At 44.7% G+C, this 12,513-nt stretch carries 8 protein-coding genes and 3 tRNA genes; 5 read left to right on the top strand and 6 right to left on the bottom strand.

From position 1 onward, the window contains the following. Nucleotides 1-3 precede the first annotated feature (3 nt). The 3 genes from ACRAD_RS01730 to ACRAD_RS01720 all read right to left on the bottom strand — a co-directional run bounded on the left by ACRAD_RS01730 (nucleotide 4) and on the right by ACRAD_RS01720 (nucleotide 2,976). The gene (locus tag ACRAD_RS01730; RefSeq protein WP_005016825.1) at nucleotides 4-801 is read right to left on the bottom strand and encodes a 2-keto-4-pentenoate hydratase; all 798 of its coding nucleotides are present in this window, start codon (nucleotides 799-801) and stop codon (nucleotides 4-6) included. A gap of 407 nt (nucleotides 802-1,208) precedes the next feature. Continuing rightward, nucleotides 1,209-1,898: an HAD-IA family hydrolase gene (locus ACRAD_RS01725; RefSeq protein WP_005023194.1), complete on the bottom strand. Its 690-nt coding sequence runs from the start codon at nucleotides 1,896-1,898 to the stop codon at nucleotides 1,209-1,211. Nucleotides 1,899-2,037: 139 nt separating this feature from the next. Further along, nucleotides 2,038-2,976, bottom strand: coding sequence for an RluA family pseudouridine synthase (locus ACRAD_RS01720; RefSeq protein ID WP_005023192.1), 939 nt, complete (start codon nucleotides 2,974-2,976; stop codon nucleotides 2,038-2,040). 743 nt (nucleotides 2,977-3,719) lie between these two features. Between ACRAD_RS01720 and ACRAD_RS01710 the strand changes: the two genes are divergently transcribed. From ACRAD_RS01710 to ACRAD_RS01690, 5 genes are all read left to right on the top strand, one after another. After that, on the top strand, nucleotides 3,720-7,229 hold the full coding sequence (locus ACRAD_RS01710) for an Rne/Rng family ribonuclease (RefSeq protein ID WP_005023190.1): 3,510 nt from the start codon (nucleotides 3,720-3,722) through the stop codon (nucleotides 7,227-7,229). A gap of 215 nt (nucleotides 7,230-7,444) precedes the next feature. Further along, on the top strand, nucleotides 7,445-9,286 hold the full coding sequence (locus ACRAD_RS01705) for a long-chain-acyl-CoA synthetase (protein WP_005023188.1): 1,842 nt from the start codon (nucleotides 7,445-7,447) through the stop codon (nucleotides 9,284-9,286). A gap of 132 nt (nucleotides 9,287-9,418) precedes the next feature. After that, nucleotides 9,419-9,494, top strand: a tRNA-Lys gene (locus tag ACRAD_RS01700). Nucleotides 9,495-9,513: 19 nt separating this feature from the next. Continuing rightward, nucleotides 9,514-9,589, top strand: a tRNA-Lys gene (locus ACRAD_RS01695). A gap of 60 nt (nucleotides 9,590-9,649) precedes the next feature. Next, nucleotides 9,650-9,725: transfer RNA gene (locus tag ACRAD_RS01690), tRNA-Lys, on the top strand. Nucleotides 9,726-9,817: 92 nt separating this feature from the next. Here the strand turns inward: ACRAD_RS01690 and ACRAD_RS01685 are convergent. From ACRAD_RS01685 to hemW, 3 genes are all read right to left on the bottom strand, one after another. After that, the gene (locus tag ACRAD_RS01685; protein WP_005405965.1) at nucleotides 9,818-10,351 is read right to left on the bottom strand and encodes a glycine zipper domain-containing protein; all 534 of its coding nucleotides are present in this window, start codon (nucleotides 10,349-10,351) and stop codon (nucleotides 9,818-9,820) included. A gap of 343 nt (nucleotides 10,352-10,694) precedes the next feature. Continuing rightward, nucleotides 10,695-11,315 (bottom strand): threonine export protein RhtC, encoded by a 621-nt coding sequence (gene rhtC / locus ACRAD_RS01680; RefSeq protein WP_005023184.1) that lies wholly within the window; start codon nucleotides 11,313-11,315, stop codon nucleotides 10,695-10,697. Between the two features lie 60 nt (nucleotides 11,316-11,375). After that, nucleotides 11,376-12,482, bottom strand: coding sequence for a radical SAM family heme chaperone HemW (gene hemW, locus ACRAD_RS01675; RefSeq protein ID WP_005023182.1), 1,107 nt, complete (start codon nucleotides 12,480-12,482; stop codon nucleotides 11,376-11,378). Nucleotides 12,483-12,513: the final 31 nt, after the last annotated feature.

Raw genomic sequence — 12,513 nt, 5'->3', positions numbered from 1 at the left:
AGCTTATTCAGCAGCGAATGCGGCTGTAACAGAGCCGAAACCTTCAATTTCAACCTTGAATTCATCACCTGGGTGAGCTACCACCATCGGGCCTAAAGCACCTGTTAAAATAATGTCACCTTTTAACAATGGTCGACCACGGCGCACCATCTCGTCTGCCAGCCATACTGCGGCATTTAAAGGATTAGCCAGGCAGGCTTTACCAATGCCTTGAGACACCACTTCTTCAGCGCGTGTCATCACCATCTTGCAGTTCACCAGATCAAGATTTTCTAATTTAACTGGCTGAGAACCCAGTACAAATGCAGCAGAAGAGGCGTTATCTGCTACGGTATCAATCAGGCTGATTTTCCAGTTTTCGATACGGCTATCGACCACTTCAATCGCGGGCAATGCATAATCAGTTGCACTGATGATGTCTGCATAGGTATGTTTTTCTTTGGTTAAGTCTTCTTTAATTACCAATGCAATTTCTGCTTCTACTTTTGGCTGAATTAGTTTGCCGGCAGGAATCAGTTCAGCATCGCCATACGCCATATCGGCAAATAGCATCCCGAAATCTGGCTGATCAACTCCAAGCTGAGCCTGCACAACCTTAGAGGTCAGGCCAATCTTTCGACCGACCAGACGGCGCCCTTGGACAAGTGCCCGTTCAGTATTCACATCCTGTACCGCATATGCGATATCAACATCAGCATTTTCACCACCCAGTTCCAGACGGATCGGGGCAATAGCCTGGACAGTAGTTTCAGCCTGATAAAGTGCTAAAGCCACTGATTCAACGACAGCAGAATTTGACATCAAAGTTCCCTTAACTGCAAAGATTGTTCAAATACCGTTTCAAATGGAAGCTCGTCTGTACATCAAGGAAAAATAAATCTGAAGAAAACAGATCAGTCAGCACAGTGGCTGGATAGGACCCTTCCAGAAAGCAGGTATATATAGACAGTTTAAGAATGGGAAAAAGCAGCAATGAATGCCAATACTTATTTTATTTATTGCTATAGTTAAAGACTATTATTGCTTTTAAAAAAATGTGTATGGGTATAACCATAAAAATATTATAGGAATAAGAAAAATTCCTGGTCAGGTGCTATGTAGTGTCTGACTAAATGACCAGGTGCTTATGTGTAATTAAACCGAAATACATTGGGCTCAATAGCCAAACTATATCTGTTAAAAGCAATCGAGACTTTCATGCTGCCGGTCTAGGTTTCCAGCTCCATGACAGGTTCTGCTTGCTGATCAGCTATATACTGCTGCAAGAAACGGTTTAGAGCACTCACATCATCTGCGATAAATAAAGGATCAAACTGTGCGAGGATTGCCCTGCTATGTACTCCATAACCTACTCCGACCCGTGGCATGGCTATATTTTTAGCCATTTCCAGATCATAAGAGGTGTCTCCCACCATAATGGCCTGTTCGGCATCAACACCGGTATATTCTAGTATTTCTGCCAACATTAAGGGGTTAGGCTTAGAACGCGTTTCACTCGCCGCCCGGGTTATATTAAACAGTTCCTGACTCATGGTCTGAGCTAATACCCGGTCAAGCCCTTTACGGCTTTTACCAGTCGCAACTGCAAGTTTAATATTCTGCTGTTTCAGGCCGTCCAGCATCTCAGCTACACCCTCAAACCAGGCATCTGTCTTGGAATGGGCCACGTAGTGCTCAGAGTAGCACTGTAAAATATCATGATGTAATTCTGGAACTGCAGGGAAAAGGCACTGCGCCACTTCAGGCAGACCCAGTCCGATTATACTTTTAGCAGCCTCGTCGGTTAAAGGTTGTTGGTACTGACGTGCTGCAAATTGTAAACTTGCTACAATCTGTCCGACTGAATCAAACAAAGTACCATCCCAGTCAAAAATGATGAGTTCCACAGGTTTTTTCATATTATTCTCTAGGTTCCAAAACAGTTATCCGGTACAGGTAAAGTGTGCCCGCAAGAGCTTATAATAATCCTGCCTGGAAGGAGATCAGCTCCCCCCATCATTCAGTTTAAGGGCTTTAGGGTATCAGAAAAATATTTTTTCAATCCTTCTTCTGCGCCCGAAGCTGTGCAGCCAGACTTTGCATATCCTCTGGCAAAGGCGCTTCAATAGTCGGATAGCCAGGAATTTCCAGACGCATGGCATGCAGACAGAGCCGACGTGGTTTTGGTCCTTTATATTCTGTTTCATGTCCGTATTTATCATCACCTACCAATGGATGTCCAATACTCAAGCCATGCACACGAATCTGATGAGTACGACCCGATAGCGGAGATGCATAAACCAGTGTAGCGTGCATAAAGCGTTCTGCTACGTTCCATTGGGTTTTAGAATCTTTCCCTTCTTTAGAAACCCGTACACGCCGTTCGCCATTGGCCAGTTCGTAACGGTATAAAGGAGCATCAATGAGCTGTTGATCCAGACTGACCTGCCCTTTCACAATTGCCGCATAAGTTTTTTTAATCTTATGTTCACGTAACAGGTCCTGTAGGGTTTTTAACACACTACGTTTTTTTGAAATCATGACCAGGCCTGATGTATCGCGGTCAATCCGGTGAACCAGTTCCAGGTACTTTTTACCCGTCGCTGCACGCAAACCCTCGATCAGGCCATACGCCACACCGCTACCACCATGTACTGCAATACCTGAAGGTTTATTGACCACCATCAGGCCTTCATCTTCATAAATCACACGGCTTAGCAGACCTTGAGCGACTTTGTCAGAAACAGGTACCGGTGTTTCATCTTTGGGCTCAAAACGGATAGGAGCGACACGAACCTGATCACCAATTGCAAGCTTACTTTCTGCTTTAATGCGCTTTTTATTGACCCGCACCTGGCCTTCACGAATGAGCCGATAAATGCGGCTTTTGGGTACGCCTTTAAGCCGGCTAAACAGAAAATTGTCAATCCGCTGACCTGCTTGATGCTCATCCACTTCAAACCATGTGACACTTTGCCATTGTTGTGTAGAATTCATACAGTTACCAAGACTCGAAATTTGTTGAATTTGAATAAAAAATGATCATTCAGGCTAGTGGTTTCACAAGAAACATAAGCTTAGCCCATAGGCAGATGATGCAAGGTTTGATATAGTCAGCGCACGGATACCGCCGTAAGTGATCGAAATGAGGTTATCTTCAATATTTTTGAATAATAACCAGAATTTGCATTTCACCCCAAGCTCGGAAAGGTCCTAAAAGAATATGCCGACGCCGAAGGCTTATTATATCGGTAAATTGACAAACTGTTGCGTTAAATTGTGCCTGTGCACATAAATCAGTTTGTCTAAAAAAAATATGTCGCCAGCACAAGTTGGCTTTTAAACGTAAACTGATACACATCAGACAAGTCGCCTCCTGATGTCGTCTTCAGGCTAAAGCGTGATGCATTGGATCTGCACATAACGCACCGATACGATGATTATTCCGTATCAAGATTCTTAAAAAGAAGGGATCTTCAAGCTTTGTGACAGTGAAAGTTATCATCCAATGCACCGCCTGTCCGCCAGTGAAACGCACAGGAAACTTTGATCGTTTAAAAGATTAAAGCAGTATTGCCAACATCAATACGCGAATCAGACCGCAGCCCTATGCAGGCCGGTAAAAAAAGCTCAGACCACAATCTGTTTTTTGAGATCTGAGCATTGATCCCGTCATGTTCGATGTTCGCAGAAACGGTATTGCGACAAGTTGGTGTGGATCACTATTAGGTGTTACACCCATGAAACGTATGTTGATCAATGCAACACATGCTGAAGAAGTACGCGTTGCACTTGTCACTGGTCACCGTCTATACGATTTTGATCTCGAAAATCGTACCCGTGAACAAAAGAAATCTAATATCTATAAAGGTCATGTGACCCGTGTAGAACCTTCTCTTGAAGCTGTCTTTGTTGAATATGGAGCAAATCGTCAAGGTTTCTTGTCGATGCGTGAAATTGCAAATTCCTATTTCAAAGCTGACTCGCGCCAGACTTCAAACATCCGTGAACTAATTACTGAAGGGACCGAGCTTCTGGTCCAGGTGGAAAAGGAAGAACGCGGCAATAAAGGCGCAGCACTGTCTACCTTTATCTCTCTTGCTGGCCGTTATCTGGTTCTGATGCCGAATAATCCGAAAGGTGGTGGTATCAGCCGTCAAATTTCAGGTGCAGTGCGTGAAGAACTCAAGGAAATGCTGGCCTCTTTAGATGTACCCCGCGGCATGAGCGTGATTGTCCGTACGGCAGGTATTGGTCGCAGCCAGGAAGAGCTGCAAACCGATTTACAGCATTTGCTTGACCTGTGGACCCAGATTCAGAGTACGGCTAATTCAGGCCCTTCCCCAATGCTGGTACATCAGGAAGCTGGTGTAGTAACACGCGCAATCCGTGATTATCTGCGTGATGATGTGTCCGAGATCCTGATTGATTCAGAACAGGCTTACAATGAAGCTTATAACTTTGTCAAAGCAGTTATGCCACGTCAGCTGGACAAGTTAAAAACTTATACTTTAAATGAGCCTCTGTTTGCACATTTCGGTATTGAGAGCCAGATCCAGACCGCTTATGAACGTGAAGTAAAATTGCCTTCAGGTGGATCAATTGTAATTGACCAGACTGAAGCGCTGGTTTCAATTGACATCAACTCGGCAAAATCAACGCGTGGTCATGATGTAGAAGAAACAGCACTTTCGACTAACCTTGAAGCGGCTGAAGAAATTGCCCGTCAATTACGCCTTCGCGATATTGGTGGTCTGATCGTGATCGATTTTATTGACATGACTCGTGACCGTAACCAGCGCATGGTTGAAGCCAAGTTACGTGAAGCTACCCAGAGTGACCGCGCCCGCATCCAGTTTGGCCAGCTCTCACGTTTTGGTCTTATGGAAATGAGCCGTCAGCGTCTGCGCCCTTCTCTAGAAGAAGCGACTGGCTATGTCTGCCCGCGCTGTCATGGTACAGGTATGGTACGTGACTTGCGTTCACTGTCGCTGTCTATCATGCGTAAAGTTGAAGAAATTGCGCTACATGAACGTCAAGGTGAAGTTCAGGTTGAAGTGCCAGTAGAAATCGCGGCCTTCATGCTCAATGAAAAACGTCATAGCCTGGTTTATCTGGAACAAACTTCAAATACACGTGTCACTGTACTTCCACATCCACACCTGGAAACTCCACATTACGAAATTTCATATAACCCTGAAGGTTTTGCACCGACCAGCTATGAACGTACTGAAGCTACGCGTTCGAGTGAAAAAAACCTGGGTTATGAATCTGCCGACTGGCATCTAGAAGAAGCTGAACAGGTTGGACAGAGCACGGCTGCCCCAGCTGACAAGCCAGGTAAACCACAAAACCGTAAAGCACAGCCTCAGGCTGCTGCCCCGCAACAACCTGCTCAAGTGCCTGCCGCAAAAACTGCAACTAGCAGTCCATGTGCGTGGCTGGAAAACCTGTTTGTACAAAAACAGGCACACACGGTAGATCATTCGCGTACAGCCAACAATGCCGCTGCTGCAATTGAACAGATGGTGAATACAGGTGCAGTTAGCCGGGGCCAGTTTGGCCAGATCAATAATACTGCTGTAGCAGTACAACCAGAAACGGTAGTTGCGCCAGTTGCTGCCAATAATGTTTATCTGTCACAACCGGCAGGTAATAGCGCTGCAAAAACTGATGCACAACCACTCGAAAGAGAAGAAAAAGCTTCAGGCCAGCAGCGTCATAACAAAAAACGTAATGGTCGCGATCGCGATAATCGTGACAGAAACCGTGAACCACGTGAGCAGCAATCTGAAACTTCAACTCAGGTTCATGAGGAAGTAGTTCAGTTATCACGTCAGGAACAGCGTGATCAGAAACGTCAACAGCAGAAACGTCAACCTCAGCAGGAACATCAGGTAGAAAGCCAGCAGTCTGAGCAGTCATACCCTGTACCACGCCGCGACCGCAATCAGCAACGCCCACCGCGCCCGAACCGCTATCGTGATCCAAGCGTGCTGAATGAGCAGCCTGTGGTAGCTGCCGCGCCTGCTGCAGTGACAGATAGCAACCAGGTAAAAGTTGATGTCATTGAAACCCCAAACAATGAAGCTCTTGCTACTGCACTGGTAATCAATATTGATCAGGGTCAAAGTGAAATCGTAACGCTAAATTCTGCAGATACAGCGTCAACTGTAAATGCAGAAGAGGCACCGGTTGAAGTAAAACCTGAGCCAGCTGCTCCAGCCAAGAAAGAAGCTGTAAATGCTCAACCAGCCCCGGCTGAAGCAAAAGCGAAAGCCAAAGTTGAAGAGCAACCACGCCGTGCCAGTAATGATCCGCGTATGCGTCGCAAGCAAGGTGGCTCACAGCAGAAACCACAGCAGGAAGTGCTACCAAAGCTTAGCCCTTCCCAAGTGCCACTCTTGGCGCAGTACACTGTAGGTAGTCTGATCCGTCATGTTTATGGTGAAGACTGTACGGTACTGATTGAACAGTTCGGACTGGTGCCAACATTCAATCGTGCTTTGCTGAAATTTACTGAACAGTACATCAGTACCCTTTCAGTAACCACTACAACAGAGCGCACTGAACCTGTAGAAAAAACGCCTGTTACCCGTGATGCTGCCGCGCCTATGGCTAAACCGGCTCAGGAACAGGAACCAGCGCCAGTTTTACCACTGACGCCTTCCCAGAATGCGACACCGCGTGTAGCAAACGATCCGCGTGAACGTCGTCGTCTGGCTAAACTTGCTGCAGAGCAGGCATTAGAGCAGAGTAAAGCTTCAGCATCTCAGGCAGAAGAGCAGCCTGCGGCTGTACAGTCTGAAAATCCTGTAGCGGAAAATCCTGCTGAGCATGTAAATTTAGAAATAAATGCTCAAGCAGATACAACTTCAGTCGGTACTGAGCAGGACGCAGCAGATGCAGCATCTCACCATGCCAAAGTGGTAGCTGAGACTCAGGCGCAGGATCCGGCAATTCAGACTGCTGCAGCTATGTCTGAAGCAACTACTGCTGCCTCGCCAAGTGCAATTGTTGAAGAAGCACAGGCTCAGCAAGCGGCCGAACCAGCTGCGCCAGCAGAAAAGAAAGCACCTAAACCGAGCAAGGTAGAAAAGTCTCAGCCGGCTGATCAGCAACCGGCACAAGCTTCAGTAGAAGAAACTGCCGAAGACAATAAGACGACTACTGCCGATAAGGATAAACCGGCCCGTCCGCGTCGCCCACGTGGCCGTCCACCGAAAAAGGCCACACCTACAGCCGAGTAAATTTGCACAATTACTCGTAATAAAAAAAACCTAGTCATTTCGGTGGCTAGGTTTTTTTTGATAATTTTGTTGAATTAGGTTGAATGCACTAGACTGAACAGATTAAAAAACACTTGTATAGCTGCATGGGAAGCTTAAAGCTGTGTTTAAGTTCAGCTGAACCCTAGTCGACCCAGACCTTACCGGGACTAATCAAAAAATAATATAGGATTGTTATGAGTCAAACCCAACAGAGCGACCTCATCAGTATTACCGATGTTGCTGCGAAATTACCCCAGTTTATAGCGAAAGTACCTCATCTTCTAGCTGGTCTGAAACAGGCTTATATCCGTACACCTGACACCCCGGCGGGACTAGGGCTAGCTTTTGAAAAAGCGGTAAAACGTAACCCGCGTGGTTATGCTCTCTTGTTTGAAGATCAAAAATATACTTATCTGGCCTTAAATGAATGGGCCAACCAGATCGCACACTATTATCTCTCGATAGGTGCGCGCAAAGGTGACGTGATTGCTGTCATGGTGGAGAACCGCTCTGAACTGGTCGCAACTGTACTGGGACTGGCCAAAATCGGAGTGACCATTGCTCTGGTCAATACTTCACAAACAAGTAAAGTGCTAACGCATAGCATTAATCTGGTTAAACCGATTGCATTGATTGTTGGTGAGGAAGTTCGCAGTGCAATTGATGACATTCGTCAAGATATTCTCTTGCCAGAAGACCGGTTTTACTGGTTTGCCGATCAGGCAACACGTGCAGATGTTGGTAAAGCACCAAAGTATTACCAAAATCTAGCAGAAAAAATTGAGAATTTTCCGAAATTTAATGTAGCCACTACCCAATCAGTACAGGGTAAAGATGGTCTATTCTATATTTATACCTCTGGTACAACCGGCCTGCCAAAAGCTGTGATTTTCACCAACAGCCGCTGGACTCTGGCTTATGGCACTTATGGTCATGTACTTGATCTCAAACCGAATGATGTCATGTATGTAACCTTACCGCTTTATCATGCGACTGGCATTGTTGTCTGCTGGTGTGGTGTGATTGCGGGCTCAGCCTCTCTGGCCCTACGGCGCAAATATTCAACTTCAAGCTTCTGGAAAGATGTGCATAAATATAATGCCTCTGCCATTGGTTATGTAGGCGAATTATGCCGTTACCTGATGGATGCAGAACCCACTGAACTGGAAACAGGCCACCGGGTTAAAAAAATGATTGGTAACGGCATGCGTCCAAATATTTGGGATAAATTTAAGCAACGTTTTGGCGTAGAGGAAATTCTGGAACTCTATGCTTCAAGCGAAGGAAATGTCGGCTTTAGTAATATTTTCAATTTCGACAATACAGTTGGATTTTCTCCAACTCCTTATGCAATCGTTGAATTTGATAAAGAAACGAATGAACCGGTACGTGATCAGCATGGCTGGTGCAAGAAAGTAAAAAAAGGAGAAGTAGGTTTACTTCTTGGAAAAATTACCCGTCGCTCCCCTTTCGATGGCTATACAGACCCTGAAAAAAACAAGTCAGTCATCTTAAAAAATGTCTTTAAACAGGGCGACCAATATTTTAATACTGGAGACCTGGTACGTCATATCGGCTTTCGCCATGCCCAGTTTGTAGACCGACTAGGAGATACATTCCGCTGGAAAGGTGAAAATGTTTCCACCACTGAAGTCGAGAATATCGTTTCAGAATATCCTAAAATTGCTGAAGCAGTCGTCTATGGGGTAGAAATTCCCCATACTAATGGTCGTGCAGGAATGGCAGCTATTACTTTGGCAGCTGGCGAAGCACTTGATGAGCATGACCTTACTGCAATGGTGGTTGAGTTTAAAAAACATCTTCCTGCTTACGCAGTTCCGGTATTTTTACGTGTACAGGAAAAAGTAGAAACTACCGGTACTTTTAAATACCAGAAAAACAAGTTGAAGGAAGAAGCGTTTCATCCCGATAAGACCACCGATCGTTTATTGGTTTTACTTCCAGGCAACTCTGGCTATAAAGATATTAGTATGGAGATTTACCAAAGTATTCAAGACTACCAGTATCGTTTCTAAATAGACTAAAAAGAGCGTATTCGTATAAAAATACAGCAGGCGACTTATTTCTAACCAACTAAAGCAATAAAATTTAATTTTTGCTTGTGCTGGAAAAATAAATTGCTACAATACGCTCCATCAAGAAAATACGGGTCGTTAGCTCAGTTGGTAGAGCAGCGGACTTTTAATCCGTTGGTCCCGCGTTCGAGTCGCGGACGACCCACCATTTTCTTAAGACCCCAGATGGGTCGTTAGCTCAGTTGGTAGAGCAGCGGACTTTTAATCCGTTGGTCCCGCGTTCGAGTCGCGGACGACCCACCATCTTTTTAGAATATCTTTTCAAAAAGAGCAGCTTCTAAATCAGCTTTAAGATTTATATATGGGTCGTTAGCTCAGTTGGTAGAGCAGCGGACTTTTAATCCGTTGGTCCCGCGTTCGAGTCGCGGACGACCCACCAAGATTCCAAAAAAATCCCGGTCATTACTGACCGGGATTTTTTATTCTTCAAGGAATTATATATTAAAAATATTGAATTCCCGAATGATATGATTAATGGCGAATACGGTTCCAGGCATCACGTGAAGCATGTTTTGCTTCTTCCCAAGACAGGCGTGATTCAGCTTTAGTCTGTTCCCATTTAGTGCGCAAATCTGGCTCAGCATCTTCAAAACGCGCATCTGGGCCATAAGCTGAACGATTTTCATAGCCCACTCGGTATGCACCACGATAATCGCGGTCATAATCCAGATCCGGATGAGTATTTCGTGTGGCAGAGTAGTAAGGCTGATTTATACTGTTTTCACGCCAGTAAGCATCTTCAACCGTTGGGTCCATTGCTTCACCAGCTGCATGGCCAGCTAATCCGCCCACGACGGCACCCACTGCACCGCCGACTACAGTACCCACTGGTCCAGCTGCACTACCAATTGCAGCGCCTGCGGCTGCACCACCTGTTGCACCTAAGCCTGTTCCTACTGGATGAGAACCTGGTTCACCTGTAATTGGATCAGCATTTAAATCTTTTTTTACATCATCCGATGCATGCTTAATACGATCGCGGTCATAATCTGAAGTCGCCATCATCATTCTCCTTATAATAATATTGTGATTCTGGAAATCTGCCGCTATGGTGAGATTTCCTGTTCGCTCGTTAAGTACACATTCAGCTTAGAAGGCATTTATGTAAAAAAACAGGCTTAAATAAAGAGCTTTCAGTTAAGCAATATTGTAGAAAGTAAAAAAAATTGGCCAAAATTACCTGTAAGATTTAAAAGCTTACGCATTTTTACTCAACCATTCACAACCTCTATTTTTCCCCCTACTTCTCTTCTTATTTTTTATAAAAATAAAAAGTCCGGCAATAAGCTGGACTTTTCAGGTATGAAAATTTATTTTAAGACAGCATGGTAGTTACTGATAAATAAAATTATTTATTTAAAATAAGATAACTACCAAATAAGGTAAAAATACCACCCGAAATACCGTCAATCCATTTGGCAGCACGCTGGTATGCCCGCTTGAAGGAAGGCAGGGAGAAAACAAAAGCTACAAATAGAAACCAGATTGCTGTCTCGACCGTTACCAGCAGGAGTAACCACCCATGTGCATGATCCAGAGCTGGATTGGCCAGAAAAAGTGAAAATACGCTACCAAAATATATAATGGCTTTTGGATTAGACAGATTGGTCAATAATCCCCGGAGGAAAAAACTCAAAGGGCTCTGAGGCAGGGAAATCTGTACAGGCTGGGTATTTTCTTCTTTACGAAAGGCTGAACGCAGCATCTGAAAGCCTAACCAGCATAGATAAATTCCACCTGCGACCAATAAGGCATGTTTTAGCCAAGCCATTTTTTCAAATAAAATATTCAGACCCAGCAAGGCCAATAATGACCAGATCATGACACTTACACTGATACCTACCACCACAGCAAATGTCTCCATCCGAGATTTACTGATTGCAGTTTGGGAAACCAGAAAAAAATCTGGTCCGGGCGTGATCAGGGCACAAAAATGGATAAAAATTAGTGTTCCGAGCGCAATTAACATTATGTATTTACCTGTAACCTGCATGTCTTTAGAACAAGAATACGCTGTATCCTGATCTGTTTATAAAAATTCTTCAAGCACCGAGTTTAAAAAAAGATGGCCATGTGCTGTACAGGCGAGTTGTTCAGTATTTTCTGAAAACAAATGACGTTGCCGTAATGAATCCAGCTTGGCCTGTATTTTATCCAGTTCATAGCCGGTTCTTTCTTTATAGAACTGGGCCGGCACGCCTTCATTTAAACGCAAGGCATTCATCATAAATTCAAAGGGCATGTCTTCACGCTCAATCTTTTTAAATTGTAAGTGTTCAGCAGGTATTTTGGCCAGATAATCTTTAGGTAAGCGGGTCTTCTGAAACCGGTAAACTCCGTCTCTCAGACTGACTTTAGCATGTGCCCCTGCTCCGATTGCCAAGTAATCTCCAAATTGCCAGTAATTCATATTGTGTGCAGAAGGCTGTTCTTTACGCCATGCCGAAATTTCATACTGTATGAATCCATGTGCCTTAAGATATGCTTCACCCTGTTCCTGAATGTGCTCTAGTACACTCTCTACCGGCAATACTGGTTGAGTCCGGAAAAATACTGTATTCGGCTCAATCGTCAACTGATACCAGCTGATATGGGTGGCTCCGTTTTCAACAGCCAGACGTAGATCTGTTAGAGCCTGCTCTAGCGTTTGTTGTGGCAGGCCATGCATCAAGTCAATATTGATGCGTTTAAAACCGGCTTCTTGTGCCTGATGTATAGCATTTATAGCATTCTCAACACTATGAATCCGTCCCAGTTGTTTCAGATGCTGCTCATTAAACGTCTGCACTCCAATGGATAAGCGATTAATACCAGCCGCAAGATAGCCGGCAAAAGGATCATGTTCTACTGTTCCCGGATTAGCTTCCAGCGTAATTTCACATTGCTCTTCAAAAGGCAGTAAACCATTTAGCTGCTGAAACAGCCACTGGTAACCTGAAGCTGATATCAGTGACGGGGTTCCACCGCCAATAAATATGCTATGGAGTTTGCGGCCCTGTGCAAAGTGGAGCTGTGTTTTAAAGTCTTCCACCAATGCTTGCAAATATTCCTGTTCCAGTTCCAGAGATAATTTTCCATCGGGTACAGCATGTGAGTTAAAGTCACAATAAGGACACTTTCGCACACACCAAGGCATATGGATATAAAGTGAAAGTGGAATACATGAA

The organism is Acinetobacter radioresistens DSM 6976 = NBRC 102413 = CIP 103788 (assembly GCF_006757745.1).
Classification (GTDB): domain Bacteria; phylum Pseudomonadota; class Gammaproteobacteria; order Pseudomonadales; family Moraxellaceae; genus Acinetobacter; species Acinetobacter radioresistens.
This window is presented reverse-complemented; position numbering and strand designations above follow the sequence as displayed.

Bases quoted from the DNA above. Each gene is read 5' to 3' on its own strand.
- hemW (WP_005023182.1), bottom strand. From the start codon at position 12,482: ATGCCTTGGTGTGTGCGAAAGTGTCCTTATTGTGACTTTAACTCACAT.
- ACRAD_RS01730 (WP_005016825.1), bottom strand. From the start codon at position 801: ATGTCAAATTCTGCTGTCGTTGAATCAGTGGCTTTAGCACTTTATCAG.
- ACRAD_RS01720 (WP_005023192.1), bottom strand. From the start codon at position 2,976: ATGAATTCTACACAACAATGGCAAAGTGTCACATGGTTTGAAGTGGAT.
- ACRAD_RS01685 (WP_005405965.1), bottom strand. From the start codon at position 10,351: ATGATGGCGACTTCAGATTATGACCGCGATCGTATTAAGCATGCATCG.
- ACRAD_RS01725 (WP_005023194.1), bottom strand. From the start codon at position 1,898: ATGAAAAAACCTGTGGAACTCATCATTTTTGACTGGGATGGTACTTTG.
- ACRAD_RS01710 (WP_005023190.1), top strand. From the start codon at position 3,720: ATGAAACGTATGTTGATCAATGCAACACATGCTGAAGAAGTACGCGTT.
- rhtC (WP_005023184.1), bottom strand. From the start codon at position 11,315: ATGTTAATTGCGCTCGGAACACTAATTTTTATCCATTTTTGTGCCCTG.
- ACRAD_RS01705 (WP_005023188.1), top strand. From the start codon at position 7,445: ATGAGTCAAACCCAACAGAGCGACCTCATCAGTATTACCGATGTTGCT.